This is a genomic window from Sphingomonas trueperi (assembly GCF_040545965.1).
Lineage (GTDB): Bacteria > Pseudomonadota > Alphaproteobacteria > Sphingomonadales > Sphingomonadaceae > Sphingomonas > Sphingomonas trueperi_C.
Genome location: NZ_JBEPMV010000002.1, coordinates 582,089 through 604,023, shown reverse-complemented (window position 1 = coordinate 604,023; position 21,935 = coordinate 582,089). Strand labels below are relative to the sequence as shown.

At 63.1% G+C, this 21,935-nt stretch carries 18 protein-coding genes and 1 pseudogene; 10 read left to right on the top strand and 9 right to left on the bottom strand.

Features of this window, described 5'->3' with window-relative positions:
* Positions 1–26: 26 nt before the first annotated feature.
* The gene (locus ABIC35_RS06660; protein ID WP_121077736.1) at positions 27–848 is read right to left on the bottom strand and encodes a GPO family capsid scaffolding protein; all 822 of its coding nucleotides are present in this window, start codon (positions 846–848) and stop codon (positions 27–29) included.
* A 161-nt stretch (positions 849–1,009) separates the two neighbouring features.
* Here ABIC35_RS06660 and ABIC35_RS06655 point away from each other — a divergent pair.
* Both ABIC35_RS06655 and ABIC35_RS06650 read left to right on the top strand, forming a co-directional pair.
* A pseudogene (locus tag ABIC35_RS06655) lies at positions 1,010–2,791 on the top strand (terminase large subunit domain-containing protein); the annotation flags it as partial.
* 52 nt (positions 2,792–2,843) lie between these two features.
* Positions 2,844–3,884, top strand: a complete 1,041-nt coding sequence (locus ABIC35_RS06650) for a phage portal protein (protein ID WP_354278354.1) — start codon at positions 2,844–2,846, stop codon at positions 3,882–3,884.
* Between the two features lie 39 nt (positions 3,885–3,923).
* On the opposite strand, the gene ABIC35_RS06645 is transcribed toward ABIC35_RS06650, so the two are convergent.
* Entirely contained in the window at positions 3,924–4,196 is a 273-nt protein-coding gene (locus tag ABIC35_RS06645; RefSeq protein ID WP_147425885.1) for a hypothetical protein, read from the bottom strand.
* 313 nt (positions 4,197–4,509) lie between these two features.
* Between ABIC35_RS06645 and ABIC35_RS06640 the strand changes: the two genes are divergently transcribed.
* The 3 genes from ABIC35_RS06640 to ABIC35_RS06630 all read left to right on the top strand — a co-directional run bounded on the left by ABIC35_RS06640 (position 4,510) and on the right by ABIC35_RS06630 (position 7,744).
* Positions 4,510–5,346, top strand: coding sequence for a DNA adenine methylase (locus ABIC35_RS06640; protein WP_121077731.1), 837 nt, complete (start codon positions 4,510–4,512; stop codon positions 5,344–5,346).
* 450 nt (positions 5,347–5,796) lie between these two features.
* Complete coding sequence (locus ABIC35_RS06635) at positions 5,797–6,036, top strand: hypothetical protein (RefSeq protein WP_121077729.1); 240 nt, start codon at positions 5,797–5,799, stop codon at positions 6,034–6,036.
* 625 nt (positions 6,037–6,661) lie between these two features.
* Positions 6,662–7,744, top strand: coding sequence for a hypothetical protein (locus tag ABIC35_RS06630; protein WP_183049402.1), 1,083 nt, complete (start codon positions 6,662–6,664; stop codon positions 7,742–7,744).
* 329 nt (positions 7,745–8,073) lie between these two features.
* Here the strand turns inward: ABIC35_RS06630 and ABIC35_RS06625 are convergent, their stop codons facing one another.
* The 3 genes from ABIC35_RS06625 to ABIC35_RS06615 form a co-directional block, all read right to left on the bottom strand.
* Positions 8,074–8,436, bottom strand: coding sequence for a hypothetical protein (locus tag ABIC35_RS06625; RefSeq protein WP_121077725.1), 363 nt, complete (start codon positions 8,434–8,436; stop codon positions 8,074–8,076).
* A gap of 521 nt (positions 8,437–8,957) precedes the next feature.
* Complete coding sequence (locus tag ABIC35_RS06620) at positions 8,958–9,929, bottom strand: GTP pyrophosphokinase (RefSeq protein WP_121077723.1); 972 nt, start codon at positions 9,927–9,929, stop codon at positions 8,958–8,960.
* Between the two features lie 494 nt (positions 9,930–10,423).
* The gene (locus tag ABIC35_RS06615) at positions 10,424–11,167 is read right to left on the bottom strand and encodes a hypothetical protein (protein ID WP_121077721.1); all 744 of its coding nucleotides are present in this window, start codon (positions 11,165–11,167) and stop codon (positions 10,424–10,426) included.
* A 345-nt stretch (positions 11,168–11,512) separates the two neighbouring features.
* On the opposite strand from ABIC35_RS06615, the gene ABIC35_RS06610 reads away from it, so the two are divergent.
* Positions 11,513–12,799: an MFS transporter gene (locus tag ABIC35_RS06610; RefSeq protein WP_121077718.1), complete on the top strand. Its 1,287-nt coding sequence runs from the start codon at positions 11,513–11,515 to the stop codon at positions 12,797–12,799.
* Positions 12,796–14,046, top strand: coding sequence for an arsenic transporter (locus tag ABIC35_RS06605; RefSeq protein ID WP_121077716.1), 1,251 nt, complete (start codon positions 12,796–12,798; stop codon positions 14,044–14,046). Before ABIC35_RS06610 ends, ABIC35_RS06605 begins: the two co-directional genes overlap by 4 nt.
* A 112-nt stretch (positions 14,047–14,158) precedes the next feature.
* On the opposite strand, the gene ABIC35_RS06600 is transcribed toward ABIC35_RS06605, so the two are convergent.
* Entirely contained in the window at positions 14,159–17,191 is a 3,033-nt protein-coding gene (locus ABIC35_RS06600; protein ID WP_121077714.1) for a TonB-dependent receptor domain-containing protein, read from the bottom strand.
* A gap of 469 nt (positions 17,192–17,660) precedes the next feature.
* On the opposite strand from ABIC35_RS06600, the gene ABIC35_RS06595 reads away from it, so the two are divergent.
* From ABIC35_RS06595 to trxB, 3 genes are all read left to right on the top strand, one after another.
* Complete coding sequence (locus ABIC35_RS06595) at positions 17,661–18,908, top strand: HD-GYP domain-containing protein (RefSeq protein ID WP_147425883.1); 1,248 nt, start codon at positions 17,661–17,663, stop codon at positions 18,906–18,908.
* An 83-nt stretch (positions 18,909–18,991) separates the two neighbouring features.
* Positions 18,992–19,129 carry a hypothetical protein gene (locus ABIC35_RS06590; RefSeq protein ID WP_164521722.1) on the top strand — a complete coding sequence of 46 codons (138 nt, stop codon included), beginning with the start codon at positions 18,992–18,994 and terminating at the stop codon, positions 19,127–19,129.
* 139 nt (positions 19,130–19,268) lie between these two features.
* Positions 19,269–20,240 carry a thioredoxin-disulfide reductase gene (trxB, locus tag ABIC35_RS06585; RefSeq protein ID WP_121077710.1) on the top strand — a complete coding sequence of 324 codons (972 nt, stop codon included), beginning with the start codon at positions 19,269–19,271 and terminating at the stop codon, positions 20,238–20,240.
* A 7-nt stretch (positions 20,241–20,247) separates the two neighbouring features.
* Here trxB and ABIC35_RS06580 read toward each other — a convergent pair whose 3' ends face one another.
* The 3 genes from ABIC35_RS06580 to ABIC35_RS06570 are packed head-to-tail and all read right to left on the bottom strand — an operon-like array spanning position 20,248 to position 21,877.
* Positions 20,248–20,994, bottom strand: coding sequence for a thioesterase (locus ABIC35_RS06580; protein WP_354278353.1), 747 nt, complete (start codon positions 20,992–20,994; stop codon positions 20,248–20,250).
* A complete protein-coding gene (locus ABIC35_RS06575; RefSeq protein WP_121077708.1) occupies positions 20,982–21,623 on the bottom strand; it encodes a hypothetical protein in 642 nt (213 codons plus the stop codon). Before ABIC35_RS06575 ends, ABIC35_RS06580 begins: the two co-directional genes overlap by 13 nt.
* On the bottom strand, positions 21,620–21,877 hold the full coding sequence (locus ABIC35_RS06570; protein ID WP_093295256.1) for an acyl carrier protein: 258 nt from the start codon (positions 21,875–21,877) through the stop codon (positions 21,620–21,622). Before ABIC35_RS06570 ends, ABIC35_RS06575 begins: the two co-directional genes overlap by 4 nt.
* Positions 21,878–21,935 lie beyond the last annotated feature (58 nt).

Sequence of the window (21,935 nt, the reverse complement as noted above, 5' to 3'; positions counted from 1 at the left end):
GGACGTGGGGAGGCGGTGAGCGGCGATCAGCAGTCGGTAAGGTGCTGGCCTGCGCCGCCGCTGGCGGGCGGGCGGCTGAACCCGGCGGGCGTGGTTTCGAGCTGGCCCTTCATGGTCGCCACCTCGGCGCGAACTTCGCTGACCGCATCGAGCGCCGGCTTCACTGCCGCCGCGACTGCATCGCCCATCGCCTTGGTGAACGCGGCGAAGTCCATGTTGTCGTTCGCGGGCGTGGGCGCGGGCGAGGGGGCCGGTGCCGGCGGGGGCGTGCCGGGCTCGCTGGCCGTGCGCTTGAACATGTCGGCGAGCTTCGAGAAGCCGGCGACAATCGCATCAGTGACACCCGCCGCGCCCTGCTCGAATTCGATCGCGACAGCCTGATCCGAGGCGCTGAAAATGGTGCCCGGCGCGGTGCGCGAGAACTGCAGCTTCTGGGTGCCGATCGAGGCGGGGGTATCGGTGAAAGCCAGGCCGACCAGACCGACCTTGCCGGTGCCGGCATAGTCCGGGGTCAGCTCGACGGACGGATAGGGCTTCTGGCCAGCGGCCGAGAGCTTCACCAAGTTGTCGTTGGCGTCGACCTGAACATAGAGCGTGCGGCGCTTCTCGGACTTACCGTCGATGGTGAATTCGTCGTCCTGCGCCTTCACGGCTGCAACGTCGCCGTAGCCGTTGAACGGCGGTTCCGGGCTGTAGCCGGCGATATGCTCGATGTTGATGCGCGGCGAATAGGTGTCGCGGTTGAAGGTCGCGACCACATCGTCAATCATCTCGTCGGTGATGGTGCGGCCGTCGCTGATCGTCTGGCCGGCGACGAAGGCGCGGAAGAACTTGGAGAGTTTGGCCATGGCGGTGCTGGTCCCTGCGTGATCGAGCCGAGGCGGCGTTTGACCAGGCGAACAGGGACCGGATCGGGGCATCTTCTCAAGCGAGCCGACTTGTGAAAGGGCGGTTCTACAAGGTGGGGCGCTCAATTGCCGGGGGCGAGCGTGGCTAGGTTCGCGGCACCATGCACCCCGCCGACGAACCCCTCCCAGCATCGACGATGCCAATCCCCGTGGACGCGCGGCGGAAGGCGCGCAGCCTGTACTGGCGCTATTGGACGATTACGCAAATCGCCGAAGAGCTGTGCCTTTCGCGCGGGACGGTGGAGTCCTGGCGCCAGCGCGATCGGTGGGACGATGCGCCGGCGCTCACCAAGATCGAAGACGCGATCGAGGCCCGCATCGTCGGGCTGGTCGACAAGGACAAGAAGACTCCCGGCGATTTCAAGGAAATCGACCTGCTCATGCGCGCGGTCACCACCGCCGCGCGCGTGCGGCGCTATGAGGCGCCGGGCGGGCACGAAGGCGACCTGAACGAGAAGGTCGGCAACCGCAACGCGGGCGAGAAGAAGAAGGCGAAGACCAACTACTTCACCCGTGAGCAGGTGGAAGAGCTGGAGCGCATCTTCCACGAGGAGCTGTTCGGCTATCAGCAGGATTGGTGGGACGCGCGCGACCAGCGCACCCGCATGATCCTGAAATCCCGCCAGATCGGCGCCACCTGGTATTTCGCCCGCGAGGCGCTGCTCGACGCCCTACGCGGGCGGGGCAACATGATCTTCCTTTCCGCGTCCAAGGCGCAGGCCCATATCTTCCGCGGCTACATCATCCAGTTCGCGGCGCGGGCGGGGGTGAAGCTGCAGGGCGATCCGATCGTGCTCGACGCGGAGACGCTGCCCGAGGGCGAGGATCTGCCGCAGCTGATCTTCCTGGGCACCAATGCCCGCACTGCGCAGGGCTATCACGGCAATTTCTATTTCGACGAGTTCTTCTGGACCTATGGCTTCGAGGAGCTGAACAAGGTCGCCAGCGGCATGGCGATGCACAAGAAGTGGCGGAAAACCTACTTCTCGACGCCGTCCACCGTCGCCCACCAGGCGCACCCCTATTGGACGGGCGAGCGCCGCAACCGCCGGGTGAAGAAGGAAAACCGCGTCACCATCGACACCGGGCACGGCCGCTTGAAGGCGGGCGCGGTGTGCGAGGACAATATCTGGCGCCAGATCGTGACGATCGAGGACGCCGAGGCGCGCGGCTGCGACCTGTTCGATCTGGACGAGCTGCGCATCGAATATGCCCCGGACGAATTCGCGAACCTGCTCATGTGCCAGTTCGTCGACGACAGCCTCTCGGCGTTCAAGTTCAACGAGCTGCAGCGCGCGACCGTCGACAGCGTCGTCGATTGGCTCGACGTGCAGCCGCTCAGCCGGCGGCCTGTCGGCACGCGCGCGGTGTGGGCCGGCTATGATCCGCAGGAGAGCGAGAACGGCGACAATGCCGCGCTGGTGATCGCGCTGCCGCCGGAGGGGCCGGGCGGCAAGTTCCGGCTGCTGGAGAAGTACCAGCTGCGCGGGCTCGACTATCAGGCACAGGCCGAGTTCATCCGCCAGCGGCTCGCCCGCTACAACTGCACCTATCTGGGCATCGACGCCACCGGCATCGGCTCGGCCGTCTACCAGCTGCTCAGCGGTACCGTGCGCGGCTGCACCAAGATCGAATATTCGCTCGAGTCCAAGGCGCAGATGGTGATGAAGGCGCAGCACAGCTTCGCGCGCGGCCGCATCGAATTCGATGCGAGCTGGATCGACGTGCAGTCGAGCTTCCTCAGCATCAAGAAGGCGCTCACCGGCTCGGGCAAGGCGATCACTTTCAAGACGAGCCGGGGCGACGAGAGCATCGGCCACGGCGATCTGGCCTGGGCGGTCATGCACATCCTCATCAACGAACCACTGGACGGCAGCGCGCGGCCGCAGACGCGCTTGGAGATTATCGATGGCGAAGCGGACTCGGGCGCGGACGATGTCCCGGCAGGAAACGGCGGCGGTGTCGTCTGGGGCTTTGGTGCCAGCGGACCGGTCGAGCAGCTCGGGTGGCCTGGCGTTCAGCTTCGGCGATCCGGAGCCGGTGCTCAACCGCCGCGAGCTGCTCGACATGGCGGAGTGCTGGCACAACGGCCGCTGGTACGAACCGCCGGTGTCGCTCGACGGCCTGGCGCGCGCGTTCCGGGTCTCGCCGCACCACAGCAGCGCCATCATGCTCAAGCGCAACCTGCTGGTCGCGTCCTTTGCGGCGTCCTCGCTGCTTAGCACCGCGGCCTTTGAGGCGCTGGCGCAGGACTTCCTCGTCTTCGGCAACGGTTATCTGGAGGAACGCCGCAACGTCCTGGGCGGGGTGCTGCGCTATGAGCACGCCATCGCCAAGTACACCCGGCGCGGCGTGGAGGCAGGGCGGTTCTTCTATGTGCCCGGCGACCGCGACGAGGTGGAGTTCGCCCCCGGCAGCGTCCAGCAGGTCTGCCAGCCCGACGTGAACCAGGAGATCTACGGCGTGCCGGAGTATCTGAGCGCGCTGCAGTCGGCGCTGCTCAACGAGGCGGCAACGCTGTTCCGCCGCCGCTATTACCTGAACGGCAGCCACGCGGGCTATATCCTCTACGCCACCGGCGAGATCGACGAGAAGGACACCACCGCGCTCAAGACGGCGCTGAAGGCGTCGCGGGGACCGGGCAACTTCCGCAACCTGTTCGTCCACGCACCGAACGCGAAGGAGGGAAGCCTCAAGATCCTGCCGATCGCCGAGGTGGGCGCGAAGGACGAGTTTCTCGGTATCAAGAACGCGACGCGCGACGACGTGCTCGCCGCGCATCGCGTGCCGCCCCAGCTGCTCGGCATCGTGCCGGCGCAGGGCTCCAGCGGGTTCGGTAACCCGCTCCAGGCGGTCGACATGTTCTTCGAGCTGGAGATCGCGCCCCTGCAGGTGCGGCTGCTGCAGTTCAACGAGCTTGTCGGGCGCCAGGTGATCCGGTTCCGCGAGCGCAGGCCGATGGGCAACGCTGCCTAGCCGAAGCAACGATCACACTTGAAAGGACCAGCTGGCAGGTTAACCGCGGCCGCCCCTACTTAGCCAGTCTGCGTGCGCAGCTTGTGTGCCTAAGCTGGGCCCATCATCACTGGACTCAATTGCCTTTGCTGCGTTTTCAGCCTTGATCACGGCCTGGCGAAATTCGCCTCCCTTATCGTATTCCGCCTTAAACAATTCGCCAGCCTTGTGCGCAGCGGCCTTGGTGGCAAAGCGGCGCGACTTCGTCCCGTTGCCATCCATATCAAAAAACCAAGGGCCCGGATCTGAGCCAATCACCTCACCGACTGCCATTTTCGTCTCCTTTGAACGGTATATCAGCACTGCAGGGGTGAAACACAACCCAATCTGGGCGGCTACTTTGATGGGTGATCCAAGCTTGAGGTTTGACTGACATGCTCGCTGAGGTCCGCGCTTCGTCCACGGTGTTTTGATTGGTGCTGAACAGGCGGTAAGCTGCTGACCGTCTTTTGGCGGCGCCTATTTCCTACACATTGGGTGCCGTGCCACCGTGGCTCCCCCAGATCCCGCCGGCCAGGTTGCGGCCGGCGGTTCCCCTGCGCCGCCGGTCGGCGGCGTCAATCCAGAAGAGGCAAAGCTTCCCCCGATGTTGAGTGCCGTTACCCCCGTCTCCCCCGCCGCCGGCTATATTGGCGGCAAGCGCAATCTCGCCGGTCGCATCGTTCGCATTATCGAGCAGGTTGATCACCAGCTCTATGCCGAGCCCTTCGTTGGCATGGGCGGCATTTTCCTGCGCCGCCGGCAGCGGCCGAAGGCCGAGGTGATCAACGACGTCAGCGGCGACGTCGCGATCTTCTTCCGTGTGCTGCAGGAACACTATCCATATCTGCTGGACATGCTGCGGTTTCGCGTCGCCAGCCGCGCTGAATTCGAGCGGCTCCGCGCGCTGCCCGGCGAGCGCCTCACCGATCTACAGCGCGCGGTGCGGTTCCTGTATCTCCAGCGACTCGCTTTTGGCGGGAAGGTGAACGGCCGCACGTTTGGCGTCGACGCCACCCAGGGCGCGCGGTTCAACGTCACAAAGCTAGAGCCGGTGCTCGCCGACATTCACGATCGCCTGGCGGGCGTCGTGATCGAGCAGTTGAACTATGCCGCGTTCATCGAGCGCTATGATCGTGCCGGCACACTGTTCTATCTCGATCCGCCCTATTGGGGATGCGAGACCGACTATGGCCAGGACGTCTTCGGCCGCGAGGACTTCGAGCAGCTCGCCACCCAGCTCGGCGGGATCAAGGGCAAGTTCCTGCTCTCGCTGAACGATACCCCCGGCGTGCGCGAGGTGTTCGGCGCCTTCGCCATGATGCCCATCGAAACGACGTACTCGGTCAGCAAGGGAAGTGCGTCCAAAGCGGGTGAGCTGCTAATTGCGAACTTCGCGATCAATGCCGACAAGTCGGCATGCATATCCGCCGATCGACGCTGAGAAAGGTTGAATACGCGGCGGTAGCTGCCCTGATGCTGTTGCAGGCGGGGATAGCTGCCGCCGACGTGATAAGGCTGCTCTAACCCGAGCTATCGCCGCAGCCCGCGGACCAAGCGTTCCCATTGCTCCTCGCTGTTCGGGAAACGATTTGGCGCCGTGGGTTCTTGCGCACAGGGCTGGGCTCGCGCGCTCGCCGGCCGCCCGCCGCACTGTAGACAATACAGATGGTCCCGCAGCATGTGCAGGGACGTCGACCAGCAGTGGCATCGATACCACCGTTCCAGGCGTCGCGCGTCGATCACCGCGCTGTGCCCGCATCCGCACTTCACCAGCACGTTGAAGCCTCGGCGCGTGATATCGCCGAGCGTCTCGTAGCGATGGTTCGCGCTCATGACGGGGCACCAGCGGCGCCGGGTTGCGGACAGAACATAACTAGAACACTATTAGGCGATGCGTTCCCGAGTCGACAACCCACACGATCGTTCATCCCGCAGCCCTGGCCGGTGCCGGATCTGCTCGGCCAACGATCGCGAGGCACTGATTGAGGATCTTGCCCGTGCGCTGTGGGACAGCCGGCGCAGCGGCACGCTGGACGACGTCCCGCTCGACCAGGCAGGCTCGCACTGGCAGCGCGTTTTCCACGAGTTCGCGACGTCCGCGATCGACCTCCTCGACCCCGAGAATGGCTGAGGGGGCAGGGGGGAGCCCCCCGCTGCGACCCTCAAAAGCGCGCTTTTCCCCCCGCCTCGCCCGCCCCCTTTTCGTGTCCCTTTTGATGCACTGAGCAGCCCCTGAGGGCCGCCCTGAGGGAAAACGGCCGCGCCCGTGATGCATTTTGATGCACCTCCGGGCTGCTTTCGAGCACCTCTCGAAACTTCGAAAATCGACCGGAGCGCCTCAGCGGAAGGGTATAGCACGCGGGAAAAGCGTGACCGGGCAGACTGGCTATACCCGAAGTGGGTCAACTAGTTGATATCCAACAGTTTGGATGGTCGCAGTGACGGAGCGACTGGAGCAAACCGGATATCCCTAACTGAGATTACATGATTGAAAAAAAAGGAATTTATTTTCGATAGGAATCACTGTGTTTAGTCGTGATCCGGTTTGGTCCCGGTTTGTATTTTGGTTTGGTCGTAAGTCGTTGAAATCGCTTGGTGGTCATGCCGGTCACACTTTTCCCGCGAGCCATACTCTAGCTGCTGAGGCTGTAAGAGCATATTGTCGCAGACGCTTTTCAACGTTTAACCTGTTCAATCCCGCAAGAACGGAATGCAGTAGATGCGGTCGACTCTCGGTTGAACAGAGATTGCAAAACTTGAAAATGCTGGAACTGGGGATAGAGAATATGGCAATGATGCCAGCAGGCGAGCGAGTGAAGGATTATTTCAGCCATGTTGATATGGGCTTTCTAAACCGGCGATTGGCAATAACAGCCCTTGGTCCGGCTCGCGAAAACTACATGGCTCATTCCAAGATGGGAAACGATCACTTCACCACATTGCACAATGATCACCTTCTAGTAACCCTGCTAATCGACGTATTTACTGATATAAAAGCGCCATCTTTAGCAGAAGCTCTTGCAGCACCCAAGAGTCGACAAGTCTTCATGGGCTTAGCTCGCTTTGCACCTTGCCCAGAAGTGTACAATGCAGACCGAGTAAGCCATGAGGTGCAGTTGGATTTCAGCACCGAAAAGCCTGTCTACATCGCTTACCATACGAGCCACATCGTTAGTGACACGGGCCGGATGATATTATCGGAGGGTGGGCATCCTGAAGCTGTGCTGGGCCTGCTGCACGACCGTGGCGAGAGGTTTGAGATTGAACCCATTGTCATTGGAGCGCCGTGGCTCGATCACGTTCGCAACGAGAGTAGTAGCTTGGAACTGATGTTTCATGGCTACGAATATGGTGAGATTCTCCCGGAAGACATTCAAGAGTTCTCGGCAATGGAAACCGTAGAGGTGTCGAGCGCTGACGAATGGATGGCCGCAATGCGGACAATTCCAGAGGAGTTCGTCAAGAAAGCGTTCGCAAAGCTATTGAGGGAGCCAGTAAAAGCTGACTGGGGAGGCGAAGAAAATGACCACTTTTCTGCCAATATCACTGTCGGAGGCCGTCGAAAAACGGCGGCCTTTCTGTTGAAAGGTCCAACGAATTTTCGCGAGATGACGCCGAGTATGTGTGGGAAAAACGCGGATCAGATCTATCGTCTTTCCAATAGCGGAGCTGATGTATCTATTGTTCAGCATTCGCACCTAGTTGGCAGCGCAGTTCGTGCGACTCTGCGCGCGTTCATCGTTCAGCCTGGCGATAGAGCACGGAAATTCTGCGTGATGGACGGGCAGGTCACCTATCGTATCCTAAAGGCGTATGGACTTCTTCCGGTTGCCACATGAGTGGTGCGCGGGCTGAAGGTAGGATGCTGCTCCGAAAATGCCGCGCTACAGTCACGCCTTCTCGGCGTGACGCCGCTTTGCCCGCCAGACGGCTTGGTATCGCGCTGGTATCGCAAATGCATTATGTTCGTCGCCTGTTCTGCGCGAGAGGGAGGCTGGCGTCACGGAAATCTGCGCTTTGGCGAAGTGTAGAGTGCAATCGCACTGCAGCGGTTTCCCACGCCGCCCCCGCCAATGACGGTAAGCGGACGATCGCCTGTCCGGCCGGCGCGCCAAGTCACGTCGGCGCTTCAAGCGGCCCGCACTGAGCCGTCGGAGTGGAGTAGCGTCTAGCCCTCGAAGTATGTGATGCTGGTGGGCTGAGCCGAGATTGGCAAGTTCCAAACCTTGCTCTTGTTATCGTGTACAATCACGAAAGGATGGCCAGGGTAGATCGCGATCACCGTGTCGCCGTAGGACGCAGGGACATCGATAAAACGCTTCTCACGTCCGCGTCCCGTCTCGATAGTTTTGGACCCCTTGATTTGCTCCCCGACTTGGGCGGTCAAATGCTCGCCCCCATGATCCCAAGTGATAGCAAGCACGCGCTCGTTCTTATCGTGCTTCGGGATGCCGCCGAACACCTTTGGTAGATTCTTGTAGGTATCTTCCCAGTCATTCTGATCAATGAACGGCATGAAGAATGCTGCCATCTTCCGTCTCCTCTTCGCATTTTCTGACGAGAAACTACGCAATCCTCACGGTGACAGCGCGGCCTACAGTGGGCGACGTCTGCGTTCGCTCTCCCTTTCAGGCAAGAGTATAATACAGCGCGAAGCCTCGCGTGGTCGTCAGCGACCACTATCCGCAGGCGATCGACCTGCATGCAACCTGCGAGATTCGGTCCGGGAACAATTCGGGGCACCCAAGTCATCGATATGCGGCACTTATCCTCTATGTTCCGCAAAGGCGGAGCTGAACAAGCGATCAAATTGCGTAAGTGCGCGGCTTTCGGGTTGCCCGGCGGTAAGCTCAGTTGGTAGAGCATCTAGTTCGCAGCGAGATTTCCTTTGCCTGCAGGAGGCGGCAAGATAGGCTCGCGGTCCGCTCCCGCGCCAAAAAAAAGCAAGCGCGCGAAAAAAAATGGAGCGCAGCGCGTCAAGAATCGGAACGATCGAGTGCAGGGCGCTGATCAAACCGATGGCTACGTCAGTTTGCATATAATGACGCAGCATTAAAGCGAGAGCTTTCCCCAGATAGCGCCGCGCGCTAGACCGACATGAGTAAAGTAAATACCCCGCGCGAGCCGGTCGGAGTCCTCGTCGTCGCCCGTGTAGTTTGCTACCGCATACTTTTCCATTCTCATGGCGGCATCCTTTCCAAGAGCGAGGCGATTTCTTAGAGAACCAACGTCGTTTATGCCTATTCCTTTGATTTCCAGCAACAAATCGTTGTATTCTTCATCATCCACTTTGTTCTTGTCAGGAAAAAACTCTTCTAACACTTTCGACAAAATGTCTACATTCAAAGAGCTACTTTCAGAAAGATGTTGCGTTTCATTTATGACATAATTGGCTCGGTCCGAGAGAACTCTGGAGAATTCTAAGTCTACCATTTCTAGTATGGCGGAAACTCTGCTGATAGCACGACGAAGTTGAATTGGGACGCTCTCTTCTCTCTTGTACTGCAATTTGTGAGAAGCCGCTGCCCACATGTGCTGAGGCAAGGTGCGAACCTGAATTTCTGCTACAGTTTTGTCTAAGCCTAAATTACTCGGAAGTGATAGCCAATTATCAGGAAGTTTCACCACATAGTGGTTTGATCGGTATCCAAAATGATTATCCCCGAGCCGACTTAGAACGTCTTCATGATCCACAACGTCGAGATGTTGCTTAATGAGCTTATCGAGTTTATCAACATCTTCTTGAAAAAGAGTTATGATTCGCATACCTGCCAAATCGGAGATTGACGATATACTATGGCTGTCAGTTTGTTTTCTCCGAAATTTTTCTAAGACGGACGAAAGATCTTTGACGCGTGTTTCGATGGGGACGCCTAGCGATATTTCATTTTGATCGACAATAGTTTCAAACTGCTCTTTTAGGGACTTTAATAATCTTGCGGCATTCGGAGCCTCAACGGCATAGGAGGCTCGCAGAGCTTCCTGACGATCGGGATCTAAAGACGCGCGTGGAGAATCAACCATTCAACAAGTTTGCCAGTTCGGTCGCGAATGTCGAGAGCAAGGGGCAAAGCTGGCGAGCTGTAATCTCGCGCGTGGATCCTTTGCCTCCGCGTCCGCCTAGACGCGAATCAGTTTTGCAGGCGCTTGTTAAGCGGTTGCTTCGCAATCACATTTTAGGATCATGTTTTGCATTGAGGAGCCCGAAAACCCAGCCGTACGGCCAGCTTGGGGAGCTTCCGCCCTGCGACCCGGTTTAGTCTCGAACTACACGCGTCGCGCATAACGATTTGAGCGGCGGACGCTTCACGCTTCACGCTTCACGCTTCACGCTCCAAGCTTTCCGAGGCTTGTCGGCGGAGGCCAACCCTCGCCGGGCTTCCCCGCCGGGGAGCCCTCGAGGCGGCGCGAGCCGCCTCGTCCCTCTGACGCGGCTAGACGACGAAGGTGCCTGATCCTGGCTCGATGATCATGTGTCTGCAAATCAGCGCGTGCCCGACAGGGCACTCCCTGCCTATTTATCCTTTGGCTCCCGGATTCTCGCCCTTTAGGAAATTCGCGTTGTCGACAGCTTGCGCTAGGTTGCGCAGGGCGCTGCCCAGCTCGCCGCCCACGTCGATCGAAGCGTCGAACGCCTCCACCGCTGTAACGGACGCGAGCATCGCCGCGGTGTCTGCCGCGTGATCCTCTCTGCGCCACAACGCATCTTGGGGGGGCGGGGCGTTGCCCAGGATCTGGCGCACCATCTTCGCCACTCTCTCAGGTAGGCGGAAGCCATAGGCATTCGAAATTTGGCGGACCTGCGGGCCGTACTCGCCCTCGTTGTCGGTCCGCTCAGTGCGGCGGATCCATTCGAGGAAGCCGGCGGCGGCCAGGCGCTTCAGCGCGGCATGCACCGCCTTGTAGGAGCGCTTGATGTTGGCCGCGATGGTGGAGACGGCAGGATCGAGTCGGCCGGTGCGATAGTCGACCAGGCGGAAGAGTTCCTCGAGCACCTCCAGGCCGATATGGCCGAGCGCGCCGTTGCGCTTGCCAGGCTCCATGCTCTCGCGCTCGAACCGGCGCGCGGCGCGCAGTACGGCGCCGATCCAGCGGCGAGCGTTGCGGCATTTGCCATCGGCGATTGGGCGCCAGAGCCTGGCCTCGCGGCTGCCGGCAGCATAGCTGTTGCGGCGGACCGGCTGGCCGGTTCGTCGAGGCGCCGAAGTCTTCTTCGATCCGATCAACTGGGCGGCTACGGCACCGATCGCGCGCGCCGTCATGCGCCCAATCCGTTTGGATTTTCGTCGCTAAGCCATTGGAATTTCAAGGTGGTGTTCTCTGCCTTTGGCAGAAAACTCGATTAAAATGAGACATTTAACGGGAATCATAATCCGCGTGTCGGGGGTTCAAGTCCCTCCTCCGCTACCATCCCCAAGCGATTGATCCGGCTCAGGAAGCCTTCCGATAGTTGGCTGTCGACGACAGGCCTGAGAGGCGTCTTTTCAGACGCATCTCGGCCCTTCTCTCCGTATCGGCACGCTCGCGCCACTAACCTAAATCAGACCAGCCGAGGATATTTCAAACCTTTGCGCAGTTGGGCCCCCACGGCTTTGGAAGGCGCGTGGATGGCAACGGGAACGGCGAAGGCATCAGGTACCGCGGCCGAACGCGGCGGCGCCCACAAGCGTGCGACCCGCGCGCTCCAGGCGCTCAATTTCTTCATGGCGGACATGCAGGCGGGCATCGGCCCCTTTCTGGGCGTATTCCTCCAGCAGCGCGGCTGGACTGCCGGCCCCATCGGCACGGTAATGACCGCCGGCGGCGTCGCGGGTATGGTAATGACGGTCCCCGCGGGCGCCTTTATCGACCATACCGAGAAGAAGCGGCTGGTGGTGATCGTCACCGGCATCTGCACGGTGCTCGCTTCGTTCCTGATCCTGCTTTCCCAGGCAGGCTGGGTAGTGACGGTCAGCCAGGTGGCGACCGCCATCGCCGGTGCGGCGATCGGCCCGGCGGTGACCGGGATGACGCTGGGCGTCGTCCGGCAGGCTGGGTTCAACGCGCAGAACGGCCGCAACCAGGCCTGGAACCATGCGGGCAACATGGTCGGGGCAGGACTGTCCGGCTGGCTCGGCTGGAAGTTCGGGATGCCGGCGATCTTCTACCTCGCCGCGGCTTTCGGGGTCTTGGCGATCGCGTCGGTGCTGATGATCCCGGAACGCGCCATCGACCATGCCAGCGCCCGCGGGCTCGAGGCGAAGCAAGACAAGGATGCGGATGCGGGGAAGGGCCAGGCCGAGGGCTTCGCCGCGCTGTTCCACACCAAGCCGCTGCTGATTCTCGCGGCCGCGCTTGCCTGCTTCCACCTCGGCAATGGCGCGATGCTGCCGCTGTACGGGCTGGCCGTCGTCGGCGCGGGCAAGGGCGATGCGGCGCTGTTTACCGCCATGACGGTGGTGGTGGCGCAGGCGGTGATGATCCTCGCCGCGCTGCTCGCGATGCGGATGGCAGCGGGACGCGGCTATTGGCTGGTGCTGCTGATCTCGTTCGCGGCGCTGCCGCTGCGCGGGCTGCTCGCGGGCAGCTTCATCGAACATTGGGGCGTATGGCCGGTGCAGGCGCTGGACGGCATCGGTGCAGGGCTGCAGAGCGTCGCGGTGCCGGGGCTGGTGGCCTGCATGCTCGACGGCACCGGACGGGTGAACGTCGGCCAGGGCGCGGTGATGACCGTGCAGGGCGTGGGCGCGTCGCTCAGCCCGGCGATCGGCGGCTGGCTGGCGCAGGCGATCGGCTACCGCGCCGCCTTCTACATTCTCGGCAGCTTCGCCCTGATCAGCCTGGCGCTGTGGATCGGCTTTGCCGCGATCCTGCGGCCCGCTTGTGCCGGTGCACGGCCGTCGCAAGGCGCATGACCCCCGCGACGATCGCCACCTGGGGCATCTGCTGCGCCGCCACGGCGGGCGTGATCCTGCGCCCGTTTCGCTGGCCCGAGGCGATCTGGGCGGTAGCTGGCGCGGCACTGCTGCTGCTCCTCGGCCTGATGCCCTTGGGGGCGGCGGCGGGCGCAGTCGCCAAGGGGCTCGACGTCTATCTGTTCCTGATCGGCATGATGCTGCTGAGCGAGACCGCGCGCGAGCAGGGGCTGTTCGATTGGGTTGCGGCGACCGCTGCCGCCCATGCGCGCGGATCGACGGCGCGGCTGTTCCTGCTGGTGTATCTGACCGGCGTGGTCACCACCACCTTCCTGTCGAACGACGCGACCGCCGTGGTGCTGACCCCTGCCGTGTACGCCGCCGCGCGCAAGGCCAAGGCCGACCCGCTGCCGATGCTCCTCGCGTGCGCGCTGATCGCCAATGCCGCGAGCTTCGTGCTGCCGATCTCCAATCCCGCAAATCTGGTGCTGTACGGGGGCAGGATGCCGCCGCTCGGCCAATGGTTCGACTCGTTCGCATTGCCTTCGGTGGCCGCGATCGTCGTGACCTTCTGGATGCTGCGATGGGCGGAGCGGGAGCGGCTGTCGGCGAACTGCGAGACCGACATCGCCCGCACGCCGCTCTCGGGCGGGGGCAAAGCGGGGCTGGCGGGCATCGCCGCGACCGCGCTGCTGCTGCTGGCAATGTCCGCGCTGGACCGGCCGCTGGGACTGCCCACCTGCATCGCGGGCGTGGCGACGACGCTGCTCGTCTGCCTGCGGGCGAAGCGGTCGCCGGTGGCGCTGGCGCGCGCGGTCTCCTGGAGCGTGCTGCCGCTCGTCGCCGGCCTGTTCATACTGGTGGAGGCGCTCGGCCGCACCGGGGTGATAGGGATGGTCGCACAGGCGCTGCGCGCTGCGGCGGAGGCGCCGGTGCTCGGCGCGGCGGGGGCGGGGGCGATCCTGGCGGTTGCGTCCAACCTCATGAACAACCTGCCTGCCGGGCTGATCGCTAGCGAGGCAGTGGCGCAGGCGCATGCGCCGCGGCTGATGGTGGACGCGCTTCTGATCGGGGTGGATCTGGGCCCGAACCTGTCGATCACCGGCAGCCTTGCGACGATCCTGTGGCTGCAGGCGATCCGGCGCGAAGGCGAGGATGTCGGGTTTTGGCGGTTTCTGAAGGTCGGCGCGGTGACGATGGCGCCAGCGCTGGCCGCGGCACTGGGCGCGCGGATGCTGCTCGGTTAGGCGATCGGCGGCGGGGCTTCCCGGCGCTTTGTGCATCGACGCGGGTTTGAACGGCAATGCGCATCGGGACGGCACGAAGCCCTCCCGATGCGCACTGTTCAACCGATACGGATCAGAACTTGAAGTTCGCGCCGGCGCTGAAGTTGCGGCCGACGAGACCTGCGTAATGCCAGCTGCTCAGATAGTTCGGATTGCTGGCATAGGCGCCCGATGCAAGCGGAGCGCGTGCATTGGTCAGGTTCTGGACGTTGACGAAGAAGCGGAACTTGTCGTTCACCTGAACGGCAGCGTTCAGGTCCGTGTAGATGAACGGGCGAACGAAGCACTGGTAGCTCTTGTCGCCGTCCTTGACGACCGCTGCCTTGGTGTTGGCGCACGAAAGGTCGATCACGCCATTTTGGGCAGTGATATCGTCCGCCGCAACCTGCTTGATTCGGCCCACATAGTAGGTCGTCGTGGTGAGCGAGAGCTTGCCGACCTCCAGCGAATTCTGCCAGTTGCCGCGCAGGCGCGGGGTGCCGCCGCCCGACGAGAGCTTGTACGGCCCGAGCGTGCCCGCATACTTCTGAACCACGCCCTCCGGGGTGACCAGGTCGAGACGGAAGACCCGGGTGACGTCGAGGCGACTGAACAGGCGCACGTTGTTCGATAGTGCGACGTTCACGTTCGCCTGCATGTCCAGGCCGGAGCTCAGCTGATAGTTGGCGTTGACATACGGGACTTCGTACACCAGCAGACGCGGCAGCGCGGTCGGATTGAACGGATCGGGTGCGTCGATGACCTTGCACTTGTAGCCCGGTCCAACCGCCGCGAGCGCCGCGCAGCCCGCCTCCGGGGTCTTCTGTTTGTAGTATTCGTCGACCGCCTTGGGTGCCAGGGGTCCGCTAACGATCAGGTTCGACTTCTTGATGTTGTAGTAGTCGACCGTCATGTTGAACCAGCGCGTCGGCTTCAGGATCGTCCCGAAGGTGATGCTGCGGGAGGATTCAGGCAAAAGGTCGGGGTTGCCGCGCGCGCCGCTGCCCAGGCTGTACTTGACGATATAGGCCGCATTGCTCGCGTGGGCGGCGATGAAGTCCTTCGGCAGTTCGAAGGTGGAGAAGCCCGCATAGCTGCTCGCCGGGTTGTACTCTGCGAAGGTCGGTGCACGGAAACCCTGCGAGTAGGTGGCGCGGAAGGAGATCTGCTCGACAGGGCTGAACTTTGCGCCGACCTTTGGCGAGAAGTGGCTGTAGCCCTGCGAATAATGATCGTAGCGGCCCGACACGTTGAGATCGAGGGTGCGCGTGAACGGCGCGTCGATTTCAAAGAAGCCGGCGCTTACGGTCTGGCGACCCTGTGCCGAGGAGGTGGTCAAGCCGTAATAGGCAAGGTCCGCATTCTGGTTGCGGTTCATGAGAGTTTCGCGGCGAAGCTGGAAGCCCGCGCCGATATTCAGGTCACCGCCCGGTAGTTCCACCAGCGACTTGATCAGCGAGCCGCCGATCGTCGCAACCGTCGAATAGGACGGGGTGGTGCGGTCCGGCGAAACCTGAGCGCGGACGGCGGCGGTATTCTGCTCCGGGTTGACGAAGTTGTACGCGCCGGTGTTGATCGCGTTCACCAATCCCTGGATGTTGATGAACCCGTGCTGCGTAACGCTGAAATTGTCGCGAGCATAGACGCCGTTCAGGCGGAACTTGAAGCCGTTGCCGAGATCGCCCGAGATGCCGCCGGTCGCCCGGAAGACGTCGACATAGCGGAAGCTGCCGGCGGGAATGTCGCCGAACAGATAATAGATGCGCGCGGCGCCTTGGCTGGGCGTAGCGGCATTGGCCTGAGCATAGGGGTTATTCGGGTTCAGGCGCTTGTCCGCGGCAGTGTCGCAGTTCACGCCCGCAGCGCAGACATAGACCGGCAGCACGATGCCCGGGTTGTTCGAAGCGACCGCCGAGGCGCCGCCGAAGGGCTGGGTCTGACGGATGTTCGATGGTCCGCCGGTGATGGTGACTTCAGAGTGCGAATAGCTGCCGCTGGCGAACGCTTCCCAGTTGTCGGCAAGGCGCACGCTGAGGCGACCCGTGGTCGAGTAGCGCTGCTGCTTGGGCTGAATGATGAAATATTCATCGGGCAGGTTGTGCGAGCAGCCGGTGCCCTTCTCGTTGGCCGAGTTCACAGTGAAGGTGCCGTAGGGGCAGCTGTTCGGGTTGAGCAACTGATACTGGTTGGTGATCGGCGCACCGGCCTGGCCCGCCAGTGGATTGTTGAGGTCAGTCTGCCTGACCTGGGTAACGACGGCCTGCGGGTTCGACGTGGTCAGCGATTCGTCGTTGGAGTTCTGATCCTTCAGTCCGCTGGGGCGCAGATCGAGCGTGTTGAACGGATAGCCCCGCGAGTGGTTGGTGATGAACCCGTCATAGGTGTATTCACCGTTCAGGTAGAAGTTCCAGCCCTGCTCGCGATAGTCGCCCACGCCGCCGGTCAGCGTCGCGCGGTAGTGCGAACCGTCGCCATGGCCGGTCGTGCCGCCCTGGACCGAGCCTTCGAGCCCCTTGAAGTTCTTCTTGCTGATCAGGTTGACCACGCCGCCGATCGCATCGGCGCCATAGGTGGAGGACGCGCCGTCCTTCAGCACTTCGATCCGGTCGACGATGCTGAACGGGATCGAGTTCAGGTCGACATAGCTATTGTGGCCGTCATCGTTGAGCGGGAAGTTGGCCGAGCGCAGGCCGTCGATCAGCACCACGGTCGACGAGACGCCAAGGCCGCGGAGGGAGACGGCGGCGCCGCCGGCCGAGAAGCCGTTGCGGAAGCCGGTGGAGATCGAACCGGCGCTATCCGCCGAGACCGAGCGAATCGCATCCTGGGCGGTGGTGATGTTCGCGCGCTGTAGGGTTGCCGAGCTCAGCACGGTTACCGGCGAGATCGAGCTTGCATTGGAATCACGGAACAGCGTGCCGGTGACAACGATCGGTGCCTGGTCAGCGGGAGCCTGCTCCTGAACGTCGGGCGTTGCCGGATCCTGCGTCGCCTCAACCGTGCTCGCGCCGGTATCAGTCGCCGTAGTGGGGGCAGCGGTCTGCGCGTGCGCCGGCGCGGCGATTGCCGTCAGCAGCGCTGCGGTCGAAATTCCATACCGCAGGTTCAGAAAACGCGCGGAATTCATCAAAATCATGAAGCTGTTCCCTTTTTGCGCAGCGGCGACTTTTCATCGCTTCAGACCAAGCCAGGACTTGGCGCTGCGGGAGGGGCCGCTATCATCGGCGAAGTTAAGGGAGGGTTTAAAAAATCGCTGTAACCCAACCGTTTATTGCCGAAGGCGAAGGTAGGATATGGCGCCGTGGGAGTAATCTGGCTCCAACACTAGTCTGATTCATTCTCGGGTGCGAAATATAGTTTCAACCTTGGGATATTTGATTTCGCCTGCTTCGGGTGCCGTCGCAGAAACGGCAGGCGTAGACCATTATTCTCAAAAGGCGCCCCTGTTAGCGACTGGCTAACGATATCCGCACATTGTCGATTAGGTACTAGGACTTAGCGTTCGGAAGACTTTGAGCCTTTGGGAGGCCCGGCGACGTGTCGAGAAAGAGGCGCTCTTGCGGAGCGTCCGCATCAAACGGGGCAAGGCGCGCCCGATGGCGCTGAAGACCGTCAGCGCGGCAGAGGTCCGCCTGGGGATGTTCATTCACGGCTTCGAGGGGTCGTGGTGGGAGCATCCCTTCTGGCGAACGCGTTTCCTGCTCACCGATCGGGAGGATCTTGAGAAGCTTCGCGCGTTTCAGGGGGGCGTGATCATCGATGTCGCGCGGTCGCAGGCCCCGTCGTCAGATAGCGATACGCTGTCCTCGGCCATCCGCGACGGGAATGAAGCCGAGCCGCACCGGCCATCGCCCGCGTTTTCCCCAAAACGACCGCTTCCCGGCTCCCCCGCCGCCCGCTTCTCCGCTGATCAGGCGGAGGCGGCCGCGCTGGTGGCAGGGGCGCTCGATACCGTGCGCAATACCTTCGACGACGTTCGGCTCGGGCGGGCGGTCGCGCATGAAAAGGTCGCCGCGCTGGTCGACGACATCGCCGGCCAGCTCGACCGCAACGCCTCGGCCTTGCTCCGCGTGCTCCAGCTCAAGAGCAAGCATCAATATACCTATCTCCATTCGGTCGCGGTCTGCACGCTGATGGTCAACCTGGCACGCCACCTTGCGATGGACGACGAGGCGGTGCGCACGCTCGGGCTTGCCGGGCTGCTCCACGATGTCGGCAAGGTCGCGATCCCCGATGCGGTGCTCGACAAGCCCGGCCGCCTCTCGCCCGAGGAATTCGCGCTGGTGCGCACCCATCCGGAGGAGGGCGTGGCGCTGTTGCGCGAGGATGGGGCGATGCCGCCGCTGGCGATCGAAGTGTGCCTCCACCATCACGAGCGCTGGGACGGCAACGGCTATCCGCACGGGCTGAAGGCAGACGCCATCAGCCTGCCGGCGCGAATGGGGGCCATCTGCGATGTCTATGATGCGCTCACCTCGCACCGCGCCTACAAGCGCGCCTGGTTGCCCGCCCGTGCTCTGGGCGCGATGTGGAGCTGGGACGGGCATTTCGATCGCGAACTGCTGTTTCAGTTCATGCGCAGCATCAATCTCTACCCGCCGGGCATGCTGGTGCGGCTCGCATCGGACCGGCTGGCGCTGGTGCTCGACAATGGCGGCCGCGCGACGCGAACGCGATTGTTGGTCTTCCATTCCTTCGCCGATGGCAGTGCGCTAACCCCCAAGACTCTGGTGCTGAGCGCCGGAACCGAGGAAGACAAGGTCGTTGGGGTCGTTCAGCGTGAAGATGCGCCCAGCACGATTCCATCGCTGGACTTGTATCCCCCAGTCGCTGTAACAAATTAGGCATAATACCGGAACGGCGCGCGATTCCGGATCGTCTATAACGAAGAACAGGAAGAGGGTCGCTTGAACGGAGTCGCCGTATAATGCGTGCATTACATGAATTGCCGCCGGAGCAGGTCGAAGGCCGGGGTGTCGATCCCGCCGCATCGGGCAGCCTGTTGATCATGGCCATGGGCAGCGTGCTTTTCTGGGCCAGCGTGGCGGTGTGGATCCTTCGCTGATCCCCACGAAGTTCGTCTTGGTGCCGTAACAGCTTTTCCGTTGCGGCACGGCGTTGCAGATGTGTCCCGCGACGCCATGTTGCTTCCGACGATGCGCTGTCTCTAGAAGCGGCATCGAAGATTCGTCGGAAAGCAGACCATGACCGCCACCCATTCTACCCGCATGTTGATCCTGGGCTCCGGCCCCGCCGGCCTCTCGGCCGCCATCTATGGCGCACGCGCGGGGCTCGCCCCCATCGTCGTCCAGGGCATCCAGCCCGGTGGCCAGTTGATGACCACCACCGATGTCGAGAATTATCCCGGCTTTCGCGAGGTCATTCAGGGCCCGTGGCTGATGCAGGAGATGCAGGCCCAGGCGGAGCATGTCGGCGCCCAGATGATGTGGGACACGATCGTCGAGATCGACGTCAGCCAGCGGCCGTTCCGCCTCATCGGCGACGGCGGCACCGTTTACACCGGCGACACGCTGGTGATCGCCACCGGCGCGCAGGCGCGCTGGCTGGGCCTCGATTCGGAAGAGCTGCTCAAGGGCAAGGGCGTCAGCGCCTGCGCGACCTGCGATGGCTTCTTCTTCCGCGGCAAGAAGGTGGCCGTGATCGGCGGCGGCAACACCGCGGTCGAGGAAGCGCTCTACCTCACCAACCACAGCCATGACGTGACGCTGATCCACCGCCGCGATTCGCTGCGCGCCGAGAAGATCCTCCAGCAGCGCCTGTTCGCCAACGAGCGGATCACCATGGCGTGGAACAAGGAAGTCGTCCGCTTCATCGGCGGCGGCCAGCCCGAGGGGTTGGTCGGCATCGAGCTGAAGGACACGGTGACCGGCGCGCTCTCGACGCTGGAGGTGGACGGCGGCTTCGTCGCAATCGGCCACCACCCGGCGACCGAGCTGTTCCGCGGCCATATCGCGCTCGACGACGATGGCTATATCCAGGTCGAGAAGGGCACGACCAACACGAGTGTGCCCGGCGTATTCGCCTGCGGCGACGTGATGGACAAGCATTACCGGCAGGCGATCACCGCCGCGGGGACCGGCTGCATGGCCGCGCTCGACGCTGAGCGCTTCCTCGCTGCTGCCGATTTCGAGACGGTGGCCCAGGCTGCCGAATGACGAAAGGTCAGGGCGCTCGCTGTTCGGCGAGCGCCTCGATCACCCGCTCGTAGAGCCAGGCCTTGTCGGCGGTGCCGGCGAAGACGTGGCTGGCGGTATCAAACTGCTTACGGCGAACCCGGGTCCCGGCGGCGGCGAAGGCCGGCTTGTGCAGGAATTCGGCGAAGTCCGCGGCGATCTTGTCGCGGGTGGCGAGCAGCACCGTCATCGGCACTTCCGCCGCGGTGAACGCCGTGGCGAGCTCGCCGCCGAGGCTGCGATGCGTCTCCGGCCGCCGTGTCCCGACCCGGCCGATCATCTGCCGCATCCAGCCGCGCGCTGCTTCTCCCTCCTCGGGTTCTTCCGGCGGGGGGAGGGGGGCGACGACGACGGGATTGGCGAGCAGCAGCGCGTCGATCCGCGCCTGGCCATGGAACAAGGCGAGCGCCGTTGCGCCGTCGCCATTGCCGAATGCCACCACACGCCGCAGCTTCGCCTCGCGCCGGAAGATCCCCGCTGCCGCGACAATGTCCGGCGCGCTTTCCAGAAAGCCCTGATTGCTGCCCGCCGAATCGCCGACGCCCCGGCGATCGAAGCGGAACGCCGGATAGCCGGCCGCGGCAATGCGGTGCGCCAGCTGCGACATGCTGCGATGCGGGCCGCTGCGGATCTCGTTGCCGTTCGACACGATCAGCAGCCCGGTAGCGCCCGACGCGCTGTCGAGCGTGCCGACCAGAATGTCGCCCAGGCAGGGAAAGCCGATCAGGCTTCGCACATGCGCACCCAGGCGGCCAGATCGTCGGCGAGCAGCGCGGCGAGGGCGAGGTCGTTGTCGGGCGTGGCTTCGCGCCACAGCGCTCGGCCGGGAACGAGGCGATCGGCCGGGCGGGTGTCGCCTTCCAGCCGGAGCGTGCGCGCTGGCTCGACATGGCAGTCGGGCAGCTCGTCCAGAAACGTGTCGGGCAACCGGTGCCCGCCATAGCCGGGCGCGTCGCCGGTGCGGTGGATGCGGCGCAGCGCGCGCAGCAACGCGTCGCCGGGCTGCGGCGCGAAGTGCCAGCGGCGGCGGATGACCACGCTGCCGTCGAGCAACGCGCCGCTGCGCAGCGCCATCGAGTAGGCGCGACCGCCCGCGGTGCGGGCCGCCGCGGCGAAGCCCGCGCGCAGGTCCGATATCGCGATACGCTCGCTCGGGATCAGGCTTTCGCCGGTGCCGGGAAGCTCGGGCAGGACGCCGGCAATGCCGTGATTCTCGGCGAGCGACCGCAGGATCGTCGCGGCGAACCCGCGCATGCGGTTCGCCTCCTCGAACAGCGGCAGTGCCGCGATAACGACGGGGCCGCTGCCGGGACCGAAGCGTACCATCGCTTCGCGGCCGCCTGCCCAGTCATAGGGTTCGATCACCCCAATACCTTTTGCGCGGCGAAGCGGGTGAGCGTGCCGAAGCTCTCCAGCATCTCTCCGTCGACCTCGTCGTCCTCGATCAGGATGCCGAGCCGGTCCTCGATCTCGGTCAACACGCCGGCGACGGCAAGCGAATCCAGCTCGGGCAGGGCGCCGAACAGCGGCGTGGTCTCGTCGAACGCGGCGACGCGTTCGTCGCTCAACCCGAGCACGTCGCGCAGCACGCCGCGGACGGTGGTTTCGATGTCGAGCATGGCTTCAGGCCGCAATGGGGTTCCCCTGCAAGAAATTTGCGCTTCCGTAAGGCTTGGC

Excerpts from the sequence above, each read along its gene's own strand:
- ABIC35_RS06660 (WP_121077736.1), bottom strand. The coding sequence starts at position 848 with ATGGCCAAACTCTCCAAGTTCTTCCGCGCCTTCGTCGCCGGCCAGACG.
- ABIC35_RS06650 (WP_354278354.1), top strand. The coding sequence starts at position 2,844 with ATGTCCCGGCAGGAAACGGCGGCGGTGTCGTCTGGGGCTTTGGTGCCA.
- ABIC35_RS06645 (WP_147425885.1), bottom strand. The coding sequence starts at position 4,196 with ATGGCAGTCGGTGAGGTGATTGGCTCAGATCCGGGCCCTTGGTTTTTT.
- ABIC35_RS06640 (WP_121077731.1), top strand. The coding sequence starts at position 4,510 with ATGTTGAGTGCCGTTACCCCCGTCTCCCCCGCCGCCGGCTATATTGGC.
- ABIC35_RS06635 (WP_121077729.1), top strand. The coding sequence starts at position 5,797 with ATGCGTTCCCGAGTCGACAACCCACACGATCGTTCATCCCGCAGCCCT.
- ABIC35_RS06625 (WP_121077725.1), bottom strand. The coding sequence starts at position 8,436 with ATGGCAGCATTCTTCATGCCGTTCATTGATCAGAATGACTGGGAAGAT.
- ABIC35_RS06620 (WP_121077723.1), bottom strand. The coding sequence starts at position 9,929 with ATGGTTGATTCTCCACGCGCGTCTTTAGATCCCGATCGTCAGGAAGCT.
- ABIC35_RS06615 (WP_121077721.1), bottom strand. The coding sequence starts at position 11,167 with ATGACGGCGCGCGCGATCGGTGCCGTAGCCGCCCAGTTGATCGGATCG.
- ABIC35_RS06610 (WP_121077718.1), top strand. The coding sequence starts at position 11,513 with ATGGCAACGGGAACGGCGAAGGCATCAGGTACCGCGGCCGAACGCGGC.
- ABIC35_RS06605 (WP_121077716.1), top strand. The coding sequence starts at position 12,796 with ATGACCCCCGCGACGATCGCCACCTGGGGCATCTGCTGCGCCGCCACG.
- ABIC35_RS06600 (WP_121077714.1), bottom strand. The coding sequence starts at position 17,191 with ATGAATTCCGCGCGTTTTCTGAACCTGCGGTATGGAATTTCGACCGCA.
- ABIC35_RS06595 (WP_147425883.1), top strand. The coding sequence starts at position 17,661 with ATGGCGCTGAAGACCGTCAGCGCGGCAGAGGTCCGCCTGGGGATGTTC.
- ABIC35_RS06590 (WP_164521722.1), top strand. The coding sequence starts at position 18,992 with ATGCGTGCATTACATGAATTGCCGCCGGAGCAGGTCGAAGGCCGGGGT.
- trxB (WP_121077710.1), top strand. The coding sequence starts at position 19,269 with ATGACCGCCACCCATTCTACCCGCATGTTGATCCTGGGCTCCGGCCCC.
- ABIC35_RS06570 (WP_093295256.1), bottom strand. The coding sequence starts at position 21,877 with ATGCTCGACATCGAAACCACCGTCCGCGGCGTGCTGCGCGACGTGCTC.